This window comes from Alcanivorax sp. IL2 (assembly GCF_047495475.1).
GTDB lineage: Bacteria > Pseudomonadota > Gammaproteobacteria > Pseudomonadales > Alcanivoracaceae > Alcanivorax.
Genome location: NZ_CP179932.1, coordinates 2887967 through 2905763 on the forward strand (window position 1 = coordinate 2887967; position 17797 = coordinate 2905763).

14 protein-coding genes are annotated in these 17797 nt (G+C 58.7%); all 14 read right to left on the reverse strand.

Features of this window, described 5'->3' with window-relative positions; translation table 11 throughout:
* Positions 1-6: 6 nt before the first annotated feature.
* The 14 genes from tssG to pbpC all read right to left on the reverse strand — a co-directional run bounded on the left by tssG (position 7) and on the right by pbpC (position 17756).
* A complete protein-coding gene (gene tssG / locus ACMG4N_RS13325; RefSeq protein ID WP_297768931.1) occupies positions 7-987 on the reverse strand; it encodes a type VI secretion system baseplate subunit TssG in 981 nt (326 codons plus the stop codon).
* On the reverse strand, positions 951-2663 hold the full coding sequence (gene tssF / locus ACMG4N_RS13330; RefSeq protein ID WP_414432054.1) for a type VI secretion system baseplate subunit TssF: 1713 nt from the start codon (positions 2661-2663) through the stop codon (positions 951-953). The genes tssG and tssF overlap by 37 nt, the downstream gene beginning before the upstream one ends.
* Positions 2647-3075, reverse strand: a complete 429-nt coding sequence (gene tssE, locus ACMG4N_RS13335) for a type VI secretion system baseplate subunit TssE (RefSeq protein WP_290510959.1) — start codon at positions 3073-3075, stop codon at positions 2647-2649. The genes tssF and tssE overlap by 17 nt, the downstream gene beginning before the upstream one ends.
* Before the next feature lie 61 nt (positions 3076-3136).
* Positions 3137-3622, reverse strand: coding sequence for an Hcp family type VI secretion system effector (locus ACMG4N_RS13340; RefSeq protein WP_290510958.1), 486 nt, complete (start codon positions 3620-3622; stop codon positions 3137-3139).
* A 157-nt stretch (positions 3623-3779) separates the two neighbouring features.
* Entirely contained in the window at positions 3780-5309 is a 1530-nt protein-coding gene (gene tssC, locus ACMG4N_RS13345) for a type VI secretion system contractile sheath large subunit (RefSeq protein WP_297768924.1), read from the reverse strand.
* A 25-nt stretch (positions 5310-5334) separates the two neighbouring features.
* Positions 5335-5847, reverse strand: a complete 513-nt coding sequence (gene tssB, locus ACMG4N_RS13350) for a type VI secretion system contractile sheath small subunit (RefSeq protein ID WP_290538841.1) — start codon at positions 5845-5847, stop codon at positions 5335-5337.
* Between the two features lie 42 nt (positions 5848-5889).
* A complete protein-coding gene (locus tag ACMG4N_RS13355; RefSeq protein WP_297768919.1) occupies positions 5890-7389 on the reverse strand; it encodes a TssA family type VI secretion system protein in 1500 nt (499 codons plus the stop codon).
* Positions 7386-8396, reverse strand: coding sequence for a type VI secretion system-associated protein TagF (tagF, locus tag ACMG4N_RS13360; RefSeq protein ID WP_297768916.1), 1011 nt, complete (start codon positions 8394-8396; stop codon positions 7386-7388). The genes ACMG4N_RS13355 and tagF overlap by 4 nt, the downstream gene beginning before the upstream one ends.
* Entirely contained in the window at positions 8396-12016 is a 3621-nt protein-coding gene (gene tssM / locus ACMG4N_RS13365; RefSeq protein ID WP_297768913.1) for a type VI secretion system membrane subunit TssM, read from the reverse strand. Before tssM ends, tagF begins: the two co-directional genes overlap by 1 nt.
* Positions 12016-12753, reverse strand: coding sequence for a type IVB secretion system protein IcmH/DotU (gene icmH, locus ACMG4N_RS13370; RefSeq protein ID WP_297768910.1), 738 nt, complete (start codon positions 12751-12753; stop codon positions 12016-12018). The genes tssM and icmH overlap by 1 nt, the downstream gene beginning before the upstream one ends.
* Before the next feature lie 2 nt (positions 12754-12755).
* Positions 12756-14093 carry a type VI secretion system baseplate subunit TssK gene (tssK, locus tag ACMG4N_RS13375; RefSeq protein ID WP_297768905.1) on the reverse strand — a complete coding sequence of 446 codons (1338 nt, stop codon included), beginning with the start codon at positions 14091-14093 and terminating at the stop codon, positions 12756-12758.
* Positions 14094-14119: 26 nt separating this feature from the next.
* Positions 14120-14563: a type VI secretion system lipoprotein TssJ gene (tssJ, locus tag ACMG4N_RS13380; protein WP_290510950.1), complete on the reverse strand. Its 444-nt coding sequence runs from the start codon at positions 14561-14563 to the stop codon at positions 14120-14122.
* A gap of 22 nt (positions 14564-14585) precedes the next feature.
* Entirely contained in the window at positions 14586-15074 is a 489-nt protein-coding gene (locus ACMG4N_RS13385; protein WP_297768898.1) for a hypothetical protein, read from the reverse strand.
* A 348-nt stretch (positions 15075-15422) separates the two neighbouring features.
* Positions 15423-17756, reverse strand: coding sequence for a penicillin-binding protein 1C (gene pbpC / locus ACMG4N_RS13390; protein ID WP_297768895.1), 2334 nt, complete (start codon positions 17754-17756; stop codon positions 15423-15425).
* Between the last annotated feature and the right edge of the window lie 41 nt (positions 17757-17797).

The window sequence follows — 17797 nt, forward strand, 5'->3', positions numbered from 1 at the left end:
CATGGATTAGTTCCCGTTACTGCGCGCCGTTTCCGGTGCCACGCGGATGACGTATTCCTGTTGCAGGCGCTCACCCAGCCAGGCAGACCAGCCCAGACGCTGTTCATCGGTGCCCAGCCCCACGCTGCGACGCCGCGAGGGACACACGCGGATTTGCAGCTCGGCCCCCACCTGCCCTTGCAGGTAGTCATCCAGTTGTTGTCTCAGGTTGTCGCCCTGGCTGTGACCGGGCAGCAATTGTTGTGCGGCCCGGGAATCCACCGGTCCCAGGCGGACGGCCACATTGCCGTTGGCCATATAAGCCTGGCCGCCGAGGATGGCGTTATCCCCCAGGGCGCAGTCATTGCGGCCCAGCACACAGCCCTCGCCGAGGGCTTGCCAGGCGGGCTGCCGATCCTGCACATCCACGTCGATGCCGGGCAGGCGATCCTGCAGCAGGATTTGCAAGCCACCGGCGCTGCGGATTTTCGTTACCGGGAAATAGCGTCTGTCCCTGTCAGCTTCACCTTGTTGATCATTGCCTCCGCCAAGCCGGCCGGAAAGCGCATCTGCACTGCCGCGGAAGGCGGCGGGTAAGCGCCCCGCCGCCGGCCGTGAAATCTGCATGGCCCGATACAACAGGGCATAAAAGCGTGGATTGAAAATATTGAGGAAGTCGCGCATGCGTGCGGCATCGTCATCCTCGGCAGTGGTCCGGTCGAGCAGGTAATGGGGCACCGGTGCATCAACGCCATACAAACCGAAAAAGCCCATCAACAAGGTCAACTGTGCTGACTGTTGCTGGCAGCCACGGATATCGGAAGCCGGAAAGACCAGATTGTCATCCGGCAACAGGCGTACCCGCTTTTCCAACCCCTGACCAAACACCGCCCCTTCCGGATCACTGGCTTCCAGCAACTCCATGGCCTGGGCAAAATCAAATTGCTGGGGCGTTCGTAACAGCCCCTGCATTACATCGGCGCCGCGCAACCCACCTGAGGTTCCCATACAAACTCCTTCTGACTGGGTTGAGCGATAACGCGCAATTCCACGCTCTCGTTGATCGGTGCAAGCTGGCTGAGCAGGCGGTGTAGTACGCAGCCGAACAGGTAGATATCGTCCAGCGATAAAAAATCACCCTGGCTCAGCTGCACCGTTACCACCGCGCCCCGGTAGAGCATTCCCTTGAGCATCCGAGTCACCGGCGTGACACTCACCTCCTGCAGGGCCTGGCGCCGGCGCTGGTTTTCCTGCCGGTCAGTCCAGTCCAACAAACCCATCAGTGATTGCAGGCTGTTACGGTTGGCCAGCCCCACCGCAGAAAGCTGCATTAGGGCCTGTAATTGCCAACGGTAGGCGCTGCTGTCCGGGCACGGCAGGTAGCTGCAGGGGCGATTGAGGTTACGGATCGACAGGGACGACGGCACGCCCTCACCGGGCCGGGTAATCTGGTTTTCCGCCAGATAACGGCGTGGCAAATAGCCGTCACTGACTCTGACACGAGCAGACAGCGTCTGCGCCGGGATCAGGCCGGGACCAGACAGGCTGATAAACGGTTGTGGAGTGGCCAGCCCAAGATCACGACGGGTTAATCGATAACAGTATTCGCCCTGGCTGAAATCATGGGCACGATAGAACGGCTGATAATCGGTAAGCCGGGCACTGCGATGATCGCGGCCGGTCAGCGACAGGATCTCATGCAGCACCACCGTATCCGGGTATTTCTGGTCCGGCAGGAAACGGTATTCCGCCCGTTTCTGATCCACATCGAGGGGGTCCGCGTCCAGCTCGTAGAGGTTGACGGCCGGCACACAGTTAAGCTGAAAATGCTCGCGCTTGAGCTGATGCTCCGCCGGCAGCTGCAAAGGTAGTTCCACTTGCAACTGACATTCACGCCCCTTGTCCGGGAAGGTCAGCTGCGACAGACCGGCAATACGAATAAAGAAAAACCGTTCCCGCCAGGCAAAATAATCCTGTAGCAGGGAAAAACCGGGCAGCCCACGGTGGTGACCGGTATGGGACAACACCTCCAGATACGGAATGCTGACATCAGCGGCGTCCAGTTCACCACAGGATGAGCCATCCACCGAAAAGCCCAGCTTTCCTTTCGGCCGGCTAAGGCCATGACACAACGCCAGCGCCAGGGCCGGGTCGCAGTGCAGGTAAATTTCCAGAGTAGACAGATCCAGATCCGCCAGATTACCGGCGCCAGCATGGGCCAGTGTCAGGGTCAGTTCAGTGCTGCCATTACCGGTTTCGTGGGTCTGAACGCCGCTGACCTGCAATGGCAGGATCTGTAAGTCAGCCAGCGTGGAAAAGTGACATTGCTGCCTGCCCTCCCCCACCGGAGCGGAACGGATAATGCTGCCAGCCGGCAGGCTCTTGCCACCCTGGGCATTGGCATCCGGGGCAAAGTTCATCACCGTGCGGCTGGCATAGCCACGCAACTGCCCTGGGCACAGCTGCTCAAGCAGCTGCTCACTGATAGCGTTTTCGCTGTCATCAATACGGGTGCGGATCTGTGCTGCGATAAATGCCATCCCTTCCAGCAAACGCTCCACATAGGGATCGCGGTCACGGACTTCGGCCAGGTTCAGCATCCTGGCCTGCTCGGGATGGGCTTTGGCAAAATCAGCGGCAGCCTCATGCAGCAACCGCATTTCGGATTCAAAATACTCGCGCATTGGCTGCTCCCGCCTTGATATCGGCACCCCCGTCGCTCTGGAAATAGGTACGGAAACGGGCCACGCCGCCTTCCGGTACCACACCGGTCACTTCCAACTGCACTACACAGTCCGTGGAGCTCTCCCGTCGCGCCGTTACCTGGATATGTTGCAAGCGCGGTTCGAAGCGAACGATGGTCTCGCGCACCAGGCGAGCAAGGGTGTCGATTGAATAGGGCAAGGCATCATAGAGAGACGGCAAATCCGGCAAGCCGTGTTCGGGCAGGTGCTCCAGCACGTCATAGCGGGCATTGAGCAATCGCTGTAGATGATCGTGAATGCTACGCAGGCGCGCCTCGCGACCTTCCAGCGATGCCACCGGTGTGCCATCGGCAAACCGGCCATGAATGATCTCGAACAGGGCAGCGGACATAATCCCTCGTGATGCAACAAAATGGATTGGGTGGGGGCGAACAAAATCCGCCCCCGGGCTCTTAGCGGCCTTCGGTCCAGGAGTCGGAGAACTCAATGTTGCCGTCCACATAGGTCCAGGTGATCGCTGCATAGCGCGCGGACACCTCTTCCAGATGCGGATAGCTTTCCTTGTCGATGTCCTTCACGTTGTGCATCACCGGCTTCACGGAAGTGATTTTCACGTCCTTGAGGGTGTGACGGAAATATTCCTTCTCGGTACCGGTATCGTCGATGCGGAACCAACGCAGCACCAGCTCTTTCAGGGTCTGACCGTTGCTGCAAGCCTTGTACAGATACGGTGAGGCACTGTCGAAACCCTTGGTGAAGACAAAGGGTTCATGCTTGCGGGTGCCGGTCAGGGAGCCGGTATCACCATCGGTGGGGATACGCAGCTCATGATCGAAATGCAGCACCTCGATGCTCCCTTCCCGATCTGCAATGGAAACAGACCCTTCAATCTCGCTCCCCTGATCGTCCTTGATCCACATATAGGCGGGAATCGCCATAGGAAAACCTCCTGTTCAGTTTCAGTTTTATCAAAGGCCGGCTGATGCCAGCCCCGCACACCCTCCCCCCAGGGCAACAACCTTGTTGTTACTCACGGCTCAAGGATGTGTTCCATGCAGGCAAGGAGCGTCTTTAGCTCTCTGCCTGCTAAAGTGATCAGCCGTCTTTGCCTGCCGGCAACTGGGACACCAGTGACAGGCGCACATCCACCCCTTCTATCTGGAAATGCGGCATGACGGCCATGTCCACCCGGTAGTAGCCCGGGTTTTCAGGAATGCTCTGCACTTTCACATAGCCATCCTGCAGCGGGTAATTGGCCACCAGTTCCGGGTCCGGATTGTTCATCTTGGTGACCAGGCCCTGGAGCCAGTCATTGAGTTCGTTTTCCAGTTCCTGGCGGCTTTTGCTGGCACCAATGTTTTCGCGCTGCAGAACCTTGAGGTAATGTGCCAGACGCGACACCAGGAAGATGTAAGGCAAACGCGAATTAATGCGTGAGTTAGCGGTGGCTTCTTTTGTCGTATATTCAGCCGGTCTCTGGGCGGAATTGGCTGAAAAGAAGCAGGCGTAGTCGCTGTTCTTGTAGAAGCTCAGTGGAATAAACCCTTCCTCGGCGAATTCCAGTTCCTTGGTTTCGGAAATCAGGATTTCCGTAGGAATCTTGGCTTGAGTGCCACGGCCCACGTCGTAATGATGCAGCGGCAGGTTTTCCAGCTTGCCGCCCGCTTCCGGGCCACGGATGTTTACCGTCCAGCCGTACTGTTTGAAACTGCGCGCCATGTTGGATGCGAAAGCGAAAGTGGCATTGCCCCACAGGTATTTCTCGTGGTCTTCGCCGGCCACGCTTTCCTGGTAGTTGAACTGGCGCACCGGATTACTTTCCCCATAGGGAAGACGCAGCAGGAAACGCGGCATTACCAAGCCCACATAACGGGAATCTTCGCTTTCCCGGAAACTGCGCCAGCGGGTGTACTCGGCTTTTTCCAGGTAGCTGCCGATATCCTGGATCTTCGGCACTTCCTCAATGGCATCCTTGCCGAAGAACTTGCTGCCGGCACTGCCCAGGAAGGGACAATGTGACGCGGCGGCCACCCGGGAGATTTCCGTGAGCAGGGAAATATCCGGTGCGGAACAGTCGAACTCGAAGTTGGAAATCACCGCGGACATGGGTTCACCGCCCGGGGTGTCGTATTCCTGGATGTAGAGATGATTGAACAGCCCGGACTGGGTCACATCCGGCACATCCTCGAAATCCTCGGCCAGGTCTTCCTTGCTGGAATCCAGCAACTCCACGCGGATGTTGGCCTTGGGATCGGCCCGGTCCACCAGGAACTTCAGGGAGGTCCAGGCAGATTCCACTTTCTGGAATTCCGGGTGGTGCATGACCGCATCCAGTTGCGTGCTGATGGCGCTGTCGATGCGGGCGATGTACTGGTCCAGCAGGGTCTTGTCGATACGATCGAATTTGTCGCTGCGGCTGGCCAGGTCGAGAAAGACCTGTAGCGCCGCCGTCAATCGCTGCTCCAGCGGCACTTCTGCCAGGTTCTCGCTGTGGTGAAAGGTCTGCAGGGTCAGTGGCTGCCCCACCGGATCGATATCCACCATGCTGCACAGGCGCTCGTAGATGCTGCCTTCTTCCTTGCTTTCCACCTCGGTGGTGGCCTGTTGTGTCTGTTGTGTACTCATGCGATCTCTCCTTGCTGCACTGCACTTATTCGCCGCTGCTTTCGCCATCCAGTGGCACCAGGGATTCCAGCTGGCCCATCAGGGATTCCAGCTCGGGCTGATTTTTGACGATGCGCTCCAGCTCGCGGCGGAATTTGCTGTTATCCAGCAGGTTGGATTTCAGATCCTTGAGCAGGCTGCGCATGGCCAGCATGTCGTTGAGCTGCGGGATGCTCTGGGCCACCGCTTCCGGTTTGAATGACTTGAAGCTGTCGAACGCCAGGTCCACTTCTATTTCGGAACCGTCTTCACGGAGCTGGTTCTCCACCGTGTATTTCACCCGGGGAGCCATGTCCTTGAGCACATCATCGATATTGTTGCGATCAATACGTACCCGTTCGCGCTCGGCCAGCCGTCCTTCCGCCTGACCATTGCTGTAGTCCCCCATGACCAGGAGTTTCAGCGGCAGTTCGAGTTTCTTCTTGGCGCCACCGGTTTCCAGATCCAGGGTGATATTGACCCGTGCCCGCGGCACTTCATTCTGAAAGCTTTTAGACATGATTCCCCTCGTTGACTTGTCGATCCATGAACATTAGTGCCGTTACAGCATGGCTGCGGCGGCGGTGATATCGGTGCGGCTGATGTGCTGGCCGATCTGCTCCAGACGCATCTGCGCCTGCTCGTTGTTATCCTGGGCACGCAGCGCCTGCTGCAGCAGGCGCCAGACGCGCAGTGCAAACGTGGGCTCCCAGGCGGGTATGCCGTGGTCGTCCAGACGTTCTGCAACGGCATCCAGCAAGGGCAGCGCCAGATCATGGCGCTGGTTCACCAAACACAGCTCGGCCTTGAGCAGATCCTGCTCGGAGCGGGCTTTTCGCCCCCGGGTCGGTGTCTGATCGATTACCTTGAGCCCGGCCACCAAGCCGTCCTGCTGGCTGGCGGCGGCGGCTTCCACCCCCACCTGGCCCCACAGGCTGTCATCGCTGGCGGTACTGTCCTTGTCATCGGTCATCAGCGATTCCACCCAGTTGGCGGCGGTGCCATCCAGAAAGGGAGTGCCATCACTGAACTGCAACTTGATCAGATCGCGCCGGGCAGTGAGCAGGGCCCGGCATTCTCGGCTGATCAGATCCGCCAGGTTGCCAAGCCCCAAACCCTGAGCGGCCTGGAAGGCAGCGTGCTGCAACGCCAGACAGAACTGCCCGCCCGGTTCCAGGAAAGTGCGCTCGGCAGCCAACAGGGCCTCATCCCATTGCTGTCGATCCAATGCCGAAGACACTGCATTCAGCGAAGCCGGGCGCGGCGGTGCAATACGGGTTTTTCCCTTGTCCGCGGGAGGCACTGCCAACGCAGACCAGCGCATGGAGCGAGACAGACGCACCATGGGTTCATAGCGTTTTTCGTGGCGATACCAGGCCAGCAATTCGCGCAGGGCCTTCCGCTCTGCCTTGTCGTTGTCGATATTGCCCACCGGTGTCGCCGGGCCGGCAGCGAATTCCTGCCGTGTGGATGTCTGCGGTGTTGACTCCGCTTGTGGCTGATCAGCGTTGTCCTCTTCTGGAGCAGCCGACTCGGTAACTGCCGGCTGTTTTTTCTTCTGCTCGGCCAACCAGTCAGTAATCGCTTTCAGACGGGGGCCGTCATCAATCTTGTAATCCAGCAAGGTGTGAAAACGTGTCAGCTGGGTTTCCAGCTGTTCCAGATCATCCTGGTTGCAAACATGCTTGTTCAGATAAACCGGGAAGCGCTCATTCCTCAGCCATTCAAAAGCGCCCAGGCGAGCATTGGGGCGAGCGGGATGACAGTTTTCCCAGGCATACTCGATCGCCCAGCACCATCCCGCCAGCGCATCCGCCAGGCCTTTGACCCCATACAAGTAGGCGTAGGCCAGTGACGTATACGCCAGCACCCGCAGATCCAGGGCCTGCTCACGCAGCACCGCATGGGAGAGATCGCGGATGCGCTCGAAGTCGTTGCCGCTGAGCTTTTCCACTTCACCGCGCAGCTGGGCAAAGCCATCGCTGTAACGGGGGTCTTCACCGGCTTCCCGGTTTTCCCACTGCGACAGAATTGCCAGCAGTTCGCTCTGCGTCTTGCTCATAGCCGGCCTCCACTGACAAAGCGGCTGAGCAGATCCAGCAAGCTGCCCTGCTCCAGTGCCGCCAGGTCTCTGGCTCGCTGGGACGGCGTCACCGTTCCCTTGAGCATGTCGGACAGGGTCTGCACATTGCCGTCGCGCAGGGTCGGATCAAACAGGTAAGGCAGAAAGCTGGGGGGAACGCGGCGAAAAAACAGGATCAACTGCCCCTGCGCCCCTTCCTGTCCCCAGCGCCAGAAATAGTTGGCCGACCAGTTGCCACCCAGCAGGCTGTCAATCAGCCGCAGCCAGAACACCAGGCACACCTGACCGTGCTCGCCGCCCGGTAATGGCAGACGAATCCCCCAACCGGTTCTCGCCGGTCCACGGCGCATGACATTGGCCAGCAGGTCGCAGACTCCCTGATAAAAAAGCGCGGTATCGCCGTAGGCTGCGGCCAGCTCATGAATACAATCCACCGAGGTGGCACGCAGCAACCCCAGCTCCTGCTTGACCGCCTGGGAGCGCTCATCCTGATGGCATTCACCGGCAATGGTTTCCAGGCAGCCCAGCAGAATATCCAGTGGTTCGGTCTTCCAGCGCTGCCCGATCACAGAGGCGGATTGCTGATAAAACCGTTGATACACCACCGGCACGGCCGCCTGGGTTTCTTTCAGGTAGGGAATCTGGGTAACGGTGCTGATAAGAAAGGGATACCAGCGCCCGCTCTGGTCACTGCCCGGGCCAATGGTGGCCAGCACCGGGCGCCGCTCTTCCGTGGCCGAGAACACCAGATGGTGGATGCCAGCAGAGGGAAACGCCTGCTCACCCTGGGCGCCATTCAGGCGCCGGGAGATCAATGCATAGCCTTCCTGCACCCAACCGTCCAGTTCGCGAATTTCCCGCTCAACCACATTGAGCTTGATGAAATCCGCACGAATGGGAAGTTTGCCAAAGGCAGCGATTTTCGGCTTGCTCGCCACCGCCATACTGGCGGCAACCGGCTTGGGCTGTTTCAGAAATCCAAGCATCAGCCCGCCTCCAGCACACTGCCAGCGGACGGCACCAGGGGCCGCAACATGTCATGGGGCAGGTTGAAACTGCTCAGCACCCGCTGACTGAAAACATTGGCCTGACGATCAGCACGCAGCCGATAGCGCACCACCAGCGGATCGCTGAGCCCGCCGTTAAGCTCCCACTTCAATACGAACTCGGAGCTGCTTTCCCGGGAAATGGCGGCCTGATTCAGCAGGCGGAACAGTGCCCAGGGCCCGCTGACCTTCACCTCGTCACGAACCTGCCCACGGCGGGACACCCCTGCTACCCGTGCACCCAGAGTGTTCTGATCACCCGGCCAGGTAAACCGGCGCCATTCCTGGGGGCCATTGCGGTAACGGTAGGACTGGCCATTGCTTTCCAGCATGATTTCACTGACACCACGGGCCGGCAGCGGATACAGATAGAAGCTCATTTCCGGACGGCGCCCACCCCGACCAAACAGACTCTCGGTAATCACCTGAGCCGACGCCAGGCTACCCATGAACTGTCTGGACAGACCCAGCCCCTGGTTCAGCCATTGCCGCTCTGTCCAGCCACCTCGGCGGGTCTGTTCCAGGAAGGGGCTCAAGCTGTCGTCGACAAACCGCCACAGCCGGCCATTGCCCGGCTGGAAGAAATCGGCCATGTCATCTAGGGTGGCATCACGACCTTTTTCGGCGAACGGAAATTTCTTGCGCAGCCGACTGTCGAACACACTGGCCACTTCGGTCTGCCACTGGTCGGCGATGCCGCCACGGGCTTCCACCAGCACATTGCGCCAGCTTTCCCGCATCGCACCTTCAAACAGCGGGCGCAGCGCCTCACGGGTGGTAACGTCTGCACCGCTGAGCAGACTGCTGATGGTGACCCAGCTCTTGTACAGTTCGGTTTCCGAGCCACCCCGCCCGAGAATACTACCTGCATAGACTTCTGCTTCACGTCCCACATCCACGGACAATGACAAGCGTTCCATGTCAGTTTTCAGGGCAGAGACGATCAGCAGATACTGATGGATCAGCTCACTGACCGAGCGCTCTTCCGCGGCTTTGGTGAAACGGCGCAGTTCGGTGGTGCGCTCATCCAGTGCCTTGATGGTGCTGCGCTGCTCCAGCGCCGCCGCCTCAACAGCGCCATCCACCAGATCCGGCGCGGCTTCATAAAGCGCCAGGTTCTTGCTGGTCTGGTTCATCAGCTGGCCGATGGGGCCATCCCCCCGAGACAGGCGATCAAGCTTTTTCACCCCGTCATCCAGGGAGGTGAAGCGTTTGATACGCACATCAGAAAGGAAACTCAGCCAGGCCTTGGCATAGTCGCTGAAGTACAGATCGCGAATCTGCGCACGCAGCTCCGTCGCCAGGGCTTCATCAATCAGCTGGCCATCCGCATCTTCGCCTTCGCGCAGACCGTATTGCCCGGTAAGCACCCAGTCACCGCGAGTGGCAGATTCGATGCGCGCATCAATCTGCGGCATCACAAAGTCTTCCCAGCCGTGACGGGTGTACACCCCTTCCACCTTGGTGCCTGCACCGATTACCTTGCGGGCATTGCGGTCGAGCATGTCCTCGATGCCATAGGGTTTTAGCTCGGTGCTGCCTTTGGAAATCACCTGGGCATACATTTGCTGGGCATTGGGCGGGGTTTTCAGGTGAGCTCGCCCCTGGTCGATCAGTTCCTGGCGGGCTTTCCAGCGCTGGTCCCGCTCTGCCCGTTCAGTCAGATAAAAATGGGCAATGCCGTACAGGGAATGAGAGCTATCGGTATCTGCTTCCTTGAACACCGCTTCGTTCTGCAGCCCCTTACGGTCCAGCCACAAACGATTCAGCACCGGGACAGCCTGATCCGCCTGCATGCGCTGCGGCGCCCGTGACAGCATCAGATAACTTTTCAGGGCAGCATAGTAATCTTCCCGAATCGCTTCCTGGCCCTGACGGTCCGAGGACTCCCAGGCTCTGGCATGATTTTCCAGTGCATACTCCAGTGACTGGATAGCGGTATCCCGGTACAGCACGTCCATGGACGTCATCAGCAGGTCTTGCAACTCCGGCAGCTGGCGATCTCCGGTATAGACCCCGAAGCGAAAACGCCAGGGCTTGTGGTCTTCATAGGCCTTGAGCTGCTGGTAATGCTGGTAAAGCGCGTCCAGCACCTGGAACCGTTCCAGGCTGTCGTAGCGGTCATCCTGCAGGGCCAGGGTTGCCTTCTGGGACAGGGCCACTCCCTTGTCGAGCAGCATCTTGTTGGTCCCGTAAGAAGCCCCCAGCAACAGCAGCGTGCCCACCACCATCGACAGGGCAACCCCTATGGAGAGGGTTTTCAGGCCACGCTGCCATATCAAACTTCGGCGGTTGCCCTGAGCCACGCCTTGCAACGGGATGACCACCTCGGTGAAAAAGCGGTGGATGAAAAAGGGTTTGGGTGGAGTACTGCATGCCGGGCGTTCCTGGCTGGGCAGACCGAAGGCCTGGCGAATATTGCCCACCAGTCGGGTCAACGGGGTGCCTTCCTGGGTGCCACTGGTGAAATAGGCGCCGGCAAAACGGGGCATTTCCTGATAGGGATTGTCCCGGAACAACAGGTTGATGAATTCCGACAGTTTTTCTGCGGCCACCTGAAACTGGTCAGGAAAGCCGTACAGGGCGGCTTTGCGCTCCAGGTCTCTCTGCATGGACAGCTTGCGCAGGCGCAGGTCGCAGAGCTTCTGATACAGCTCCTGGGCATGGTTTTCGAACTGCTCGGCGGGGCTGGAATCAGCGCCCTCTTCCAACAGATAAGCGCCCCAGATCTGTTCCCTTTCACTGTGACTCAGGTCTTCGAAAAACTCTTCGAAACCGGGAATCAAATCCGTCTTGGTGAAGACGATGAACACCGGGAACAACAACCCAAGACGCTCCATGAGCTCATTGATGCGCTCACGGATGATCTTGATATGCCTTTCCATGGCTTCGCTGTCAGCGGTGAGCAGGTCCGCCACACTTATGGCTACCATGACACCGTTTATCGGCGTTTGCTTGCGCTCCTTGCGCAGCATTTCCAGGAAAGAAAACCATTCCTGACGATCATCCTCTTCCGTGGTGTAACGCCCGGCAGTATCCAGCAGCACCGCCTGATCGGAGAACCACCAGTCGCAGTTACGTGTACCGCCCACGCCACGAAAATGCAGATCGTCCGCATCGGCATAGGGAAAGTGCAGGCCGGAATTGCGCAGCAAGGTGCTTTTGCCAGCTGCAGACGGGCCGATCACCATGTACCAGGGCAAGGCATAGAGTGCGGCACTGCCCCGGTAACCGGCCCCCAGCTGCGACGCCTTCAATGAAGAGATGGCATCGGTCATTTTTTCCTTGAGGGCATCCACATCATCGCTGCCCTCGTTGCCACCGATTTCTTTCTGCAACCGTGAGCCGTGTCGACGTGCCAGCAGGAAACGAATCCCCATGATCAGGGCAAAAACCCCGACAACGGCGGCCACCGCCAGATAACGATTGGTACCTGTCAGCCCCAGACGCGGGCCGGCAAACCAGATCAGGGCAACTACCGCCAGCAGACCGATGGCGGAGCTGCCAAAGCGTGACAGAACGAGTTTTTTCAGTATTTGAGAAAATGAGCCCAGCGACATTATTTCAGGTCCCCTTCTGACAGCGAGGAGTAGGAAGGCGAGGTCAACAGGTTTTCACGAAACAGGGCAATGTCCGCGGCGGCATCACTGGCGCTTTTCATGCTGACGGCCGTATAGCCGGTATAACTGAAGAAGACGATGGCCACGGTCACCGCTGCGATGACCCAGTAGGGAATCTGGCGCCCCACCCGGGCCAGCACATGCTCGCGGGCGGCACCGTTGGGTGCCAGACGCGGATCGGGAACACCACGGTGGCCATCAATCTGGCTGCGCAGATCTACCTGCAACGCCATCAACTGTTCCAGGCCGCGTAACTTGTAGACGCCTTCAAACCCCAGTTGCAGACAGACGTAATACAGTTCGAGAAGGTGCAGGTTCTGCTCACCACGCTGGCGCAGCTCTCCCAGCTTGATGAAAAATGCTTCGCCCCCCAGATGTTCGCCAAACAGCTTCAGCTGCAAGGGCTGGGACATCCATTCCATACGGCGTGCCCAGGAAGAGGCCATGACCGCTTCATCAATGAAAGCGGCAATAGCAAATTTCGCGTTCTGCACATCGGCGGTGGGAATCTGCCGTTCAAACGCCAACCGCTCGAACAGATCGAACCCATTCAATACCTGTTCGTAAAGATCATCCGGCGCGTCGCTGCCGCCCGCCCGGAGAGGCATAACCAGAGTGAACAGGTGCGCAGTACATTCCAGCAAAGGATTGGTAGTTGCTACGAGTGAGTCGCTCATAATCAATCCTCCACGCACAGCAGTTCAAAACGGCTACCCTGGAACTGACCGGGCAGGAACACCGCCAGGCTTTCCGCCTCCATGGCCCGGGGCCAGAATTCGCCGCTGGGTTCGAAACGGAAATATTCGAAGCCACTTTTCACCGGCAATTTGTTGGGCGGACGCTGGGTATGGGCCAGCCTGATACCGGGTAATGCGGATGCCAGAATCAGCTCCAGATCCTCACGGCTGCCGGATTTAGCCTGACGGGAAAAGTCGGTGACCCAGTTCGGGTCTTCGGATTCGTGGTATACACCGAGATACAGGTGTTGCTTGTCCAGGTTGCTCCAGGGAACCCCCTCCGCCAGTAACAGGGCCGGGCTTTCCTGATTGAGAGACAGTGCGGTACTGGCGGTTTTGGCACTTTGCGCCAGGGATTCACGCAACAGGGTTTCCAGGGTGGCGAACACCGATCCCAGATCCCCGTGCTGATACAGCGGCAACTCCAGCTCCGGCATATCCGCCTGAAAATCTCTCAGGCCGGTGATCAAGCGCAGCATCTCCCGGTAAAGGGTTTCCGGCTGGCTGCTTTCCTGCTGGATCAAATGATCCAGGGTGGCCAGCGCGGGCCGCAGTTGCAGCAGGCGCAGAAACTGGCCCATTTCCCGGCTGCCCATATCGGCGATATCGCCATAGCTGTTGCGCTGTTGCGACAACTGGCGAACCCGGGCAGACAGCAGGTCACGAATGCGTGCCATCCAGGCCTGCAACTGCTCGCTGGCCTGCAACGTGACCACCGGGGGAATATAGTTTTCCACCTGGGCATAACGGCCATCGCCTTGTTGCTCAAAGCTGGCCAGCCTGAAACAGGAATAATGCTCGCGGCTTTCATCGCCCCGCAGCAGGGACAGGTTGGGCTTGCCGACAATGATTTCGCGGGTACGGGAGGGGTCGTGTTCATCCGCCACTTCCTGGTAATCCGCCCGCCAGGCACACAGCCTGCCCTGCTCCCGGTAGCCATTGATGCCGGCCACCCGATCGTTATCCGGCAACGCCAGCCACACATCCACCCGGTCGCCTCCTGCGGTCAGATCACACAACAGCGGACCGCCATCGCGCTGGCTGTCATGCACAACCCATTGACCGTTGGGCAGAATGGCGGTAATGGATTCGAGGCGGCACTGACCCATTTCCAGCGCCTCTTCCAGCAGGTTCAGCGATACCAGGCCCCAGCAGTGTGGAGTGGTGAGCTGGCTACGCTGTTGCAGCTCCCGCTGGAATACCCGGTCCCATTGCTGGAAATGCTGCTGTCCAAGAAACAGGCCCTCTGCCCAAACAATTTTCTGCTGTCGCTGACTCATGGCACTACTCGTCAAATCAAGGTCATTCAGTCAAGGAGGATGCGATTCTTCTCGAGGGTGATGCGCACTTTCTTGTCAAAACGGCGGGTGAAGAAATTACCCGGCATCTCGTCGATGTCCCGCCAGCTCATGTTTTCCGGTTCGCGGTAGACCGCCATGACGGCCAGATACTCGGCCTGATCATGACGGGGAAGTTCCAGGTGGCGCTGATAGGCCGGGTCCATGGTGACTTCCTCTTTCATCACCAGGTCGTTACCCAATGCCTTGTAATCCTCCTTCCACAGCTCATCAAAACTGGCATTTTCGAAACTGCGCTTGTCCTTGAGCTGGTAGACCCTGACCACCACGGCCAGGGGTTCGCCATACTCGTTCTTGTTGATGTCTGCGGTGGACGACACGCCGAATTTCAGTGCAGGGGTACCGCAAGCGGACAAAAGAAAAGCGCACGCTATTACAACGAATAAACGCATAATGAGACCTACCAAAGTGAAGTTATCTTGAACGACTATCCATTAACGGCCTGTCGAAGCGTCCCTGCTCCCGGGCACGTGCATACGCAGCGATGAACGCAGGTGCGGTCACTTCCATATAGCTGCGATGCGATGCTTGTGTGTGATGATTGCTGCCGGACTGGAACAGCCCGAACAGGTTTTGTAGTGAGGCGGGGCGCATTGGCGGCTGGCTGCGAATTTCCGCCAGGGCCTCCACCAACGCCATCTGGTGGCCCAGCAGATCCACGAAAAGCTGCTCAATGTTTTCATGGCCGCCGCTGCCGGAGTCCAGCCAGGAAAGAATTACCTCTTCGACCGGGGCATCCTTGAACGCTTCAAAACCGTCCTGAAAGATACGCGCATAAGGCAAACCCATTTCGTCAGCAAACTGCTTCTGCCCATCTACCAGACGGGACACGCCAGAAACCAATGCGCTGATTGAGCGTGATGACAATGCTTTTCGGTTTTTCCTTTTTGTGCCGCTATCCATGCCGCCCCCAGAGATTTGCTCGACAAATCCAGTCGATGATCAAAATCCGGGGGCGATTTTTTCGGTAATGAAGAGCAGAGTCAAAAACCCAAAATTTATCGAAAGTGTGATGAAATTCCTCTCGACTGCTTGTTATTTAAGCAAATTTAAGCCAGTTGAAACGGTAGTACATGCATTAGTGTGAGATGTCTCACGAGCAGTCGCTTGGTATTTACAAAGGGAAGAAATTTCACCTACAGAGACTGTCAGATATTGCTTACACGAAGTTAGGATAAACTCTTTAAATTGCGGTCATTATCCAGAGCCTGGCTTGCAATACTGATTTTCTATTTGCAGAAAAATCAGCTGCTATTTCCCCAACACCTTGAAGCGATGACGTAACCGGAACCCCTGGTCGTCGACCAGTGTCAGCGTATGCCAGCCGGGTTCGGCGACGATGGCCTGTTCGTGGAAGTGTCGGGTTTTTCCCAGGAAATTGTCGTCCAGATGCCAGAACAGTTCTGCCTTGCTGCGTTGGTGGACGGCGCGGAACACCGCCCGGCCCAAACGACCATTCAGCTCAACAGGAATATAAATGGCGGTGCCGGCGTGGGGATAAACCAGCGCCATGGGTGGCTCGCTTTGCATGGCGCGGGCGCCGGCTACACAGTCGGCACGCCAGGCGGGCAAGGGCCGATAACGAGGATGGTGACGGCGATAGAACCAGGCCTGGGCCGGTGGCAGCACAAACCAGTCCTGATGATGCATCTGGCTCACTGATTCGCACTGGCTGTGCACCCGTTGGCCGTTAGCATCCAGGTGCACACGGATATGGTGTGGCGTGACGGCCTGAAAATGGCTTTGTCTCGGCGCCCACTGGTCCACGGTCTCGCACCGCCCCCCTGCCAGGTAGCCATCATCGGCACAGACCTGAACGGTTTTCAGTTCACCCAGTGGCGGCTGTGGCCAGGACGCCGTGCCCAGCAGGCTAAACACATCCAGCATCAGTGGTGCAGCCGTCGCTGCCCCGCCAAGGGACGGAGCAGGTTCACCATTGCCGTTACCCGCCCAGACACCCACCGTGTATTGCCCATTACTGCCGATGGCCCAGGCATCGCGCAAACCGTAGCTGGTGCCAGTTTTCCAGGCAATCGGCTGACTGGAGGTGAACAGTCGCCACTGTTGTGCCGTGCCCGGTCTGGCGACCTCTCGCAACGCTTCCAGGGTCAGCCAGGCAGCGCCGGGGCTCATTGCCATTCCCGGTGCTGTCACAGTCTGCTGCCCTGCCAGTGTTCGCACCGGGTCTGCTGGTAGCCCGCTGGCGCTCGCCATCATCTGTGCATAAATTGCTGTGAGCTCATCCAGGCGCCCCTCTGCGCCGCCGAGAATCAGAGTGAGCCCGTAGTCTTCCGCGCTGCGAAACAGGGTTGTCATGCCCAGACGCCGTAGCTCGCTATGAAAGCGGCCCAACCCGTAGTCTTTCAGCATGCGTACGGCGGGAATGTTCAGCGACTGGCTCAAGGCCTGGTGGGCTGGCACCGCCCCCCGATAGCCATGGTCAAAGTTTTCCGGACTGAAACCGCCGTAGTTGGTAGGCAGATCCGCCACCAGGGTGCCGGGCAGCAAGCGCCCGTCATCCAGCATCAAACCATACAGTAACGGCTTGAGCACGCTACCGGTGGAACGAGGGGCACTGGCGATATCCACGGCAGCCCCGTATTCCACAGGATTACCGTGGGAGACATTGCCCACATAGGCGCGGGTCTCCCGTTGCTGATGATCAATGACCACCACTGCCACGTTATGCACTCCATCGCGGACCAACCGCCGGCCATGTTGCCGGGCCAGCTCCTGAACTCGCTGCTGGATATCCGCATCCAGCGTTGTGGTCAGTAGTCGCCGCGAGGAAGCCTTTGACAAAGTGTTGAGCAAGTGAGGGGCCAGACCCGGCAGGGGCCTGGGCGCAGCAGGTAAAGGCTCCATCAGCGCCAGGCGAAGATCTGCCTCTGCCATGGCACCCTGGTGGTGAAGCTGCTGCAGCAAAGCATTGCGCTTGGCCAGCAGGCGTTCGCGATTACGCCCAGGATGGATCAGCGAAGGCGAATTGGGCAGCACCGCCAACAAGGCCGCTTCCGCCCAGCTCAGGGCACCCGGTTGGCGGCCGAAATAACGCCAAGATGCGGCACGCAAACCGACAATGTTGCCACCGAAGGGAGCCCGGCTGGCGTACTGCACAAGGATCTCCGGCTTGCTGAAGTGCCACTCCAGCTGCAATGCCAGTAGCGCCTCACGAGCTTTTTCAATCAGGGTTCGCGGCGGGTCATCGCGCAACAGGCGGGCCAGCTGCATGGTCAGGGTGGAGCCGCCACTGACCACCTTGCCCGCTTCCAGGTTCAGGCGCATGGCGCGGGCGATGGCTAGCGGGTCAATGCCCGGGTGTTGGTAGAAACGTCGATCTTCGAACAGCAGTAACGCCTGCTCGTACTTGTCAGGCAGCTGATCCACCGGCACAAAGCGCCACTGCTGATCCTCGGCAATCCGGGCGTCCAGCAAACGGCCGTTACGATCAAGCATCAAGGTGGCATAAGGCGTGTTATGCAGTCGCTCGGGCAGTGGCCACCATTGCAGGGCCGCCAGCATCAGTAGCAACCCAGGCAACACGCCTGTCAGAAGAAATCGTCTTTTGGAATATTGTCGCTTCATGGGCTGGCAGGCAGAGAGAGAGAAACCGAAAGCCTACTCAA

Bases quoted from the DNA above. Each gene is read 5' to 3' on its own strand.
- tssG (WP_297768931.1), bottom strand. From the start codon at position 987: ATGGGAACCTCAGGTGGGTTGCGCGGCGCCGATGTAATGCAGGGGCTG.
- tssF (WP_414432054.1), bottom strand. From the start codon at position 2,663: ATGCGCGAGTATTTTGAATCCGAAATGCGGTTGCTGCATGAGGCTGCC.
- tssE (WP_290510959.1), bottom strand. From the start codon at position 3,075: ATGTCCGCTGCCCTGTTCGAGATCATTCATGGCCGGTTTGCCGATGGC.
- ACMG4N_RS13340 (WP_290510958.1), bottom strand. From the start codon at position 3,622: ATGGCGATTCCCGCCTATATGTGGATCAAGGACGATCAGGGGAGCGAG.
- tssC (WP_297768924.1), bottom strand. From the start codon at position 5,309: ATGAGTACACAACAGACACAACAGGCCACCACCGAGGTGGAAAGCAAG.
- tssB (WP_290538841.1), bottom strand. From the start codon at position 5,847: ATGTCTAAAAGCTTTCAGAATGAAGTGCCGCGGGCACGGGTCAATATC.
- ACMG4N_RS13355 (WP_297768919.1), bottom strand. From the start codon at position 7,389: ATGAGCAAGACGCAGAGCGAACTGCTGGCAATTCTGTCGCAGTGGGAA.
- tagF (WP_297768916.1), bottom strand. From the start codon at position 8,396: ATGCTTGGATTTCTGAAACAGCCCAAGCCGGTTGCCGCCAGTATGGCG.
- tssM (WP_297768913.1), bottom strand. From the start codon at position 12,016: ATGTCGCTGGGCTCATTTTCTCAAATACTGAAAAAACTCGTTCTGTCA.
- icmH (WP_297768910.1), bottom strand. From the start codon at position 12,753: ATGAGCGACTCACTCGTAGCAACTACCAATCCTTTGCTGGAATGTACT.
- tssK (WP_297768905.1), bottom strand. From the start codon at position 14,093: ATGAGTCAGCGACAGCAGAAAATTGTTTGGGCAGAGGGCCTGTTTCTT.
- tssJ (WP_290510950.1), bottom strand. From the start codon at position 14,563: ATGCGTTTATTCGTTGTAATAGCGTGCGCTTTTCTTTTGTCCGCTTGC.
- ACMG4N_RS13385 (WP_297768898.1), bottom strand. From the start codon at position 15,074: ATGGATAGCGGCACAAAAAGGAAAAACCGAAAAGCATTGTCATCACGC.
- pbpC (WP_297768895.1), bottom strand. From the start codon at position 17,756: ATGAAGCGACAATATTCCAAAAGACGATTTCTTCTGACAGGCGTGTTG.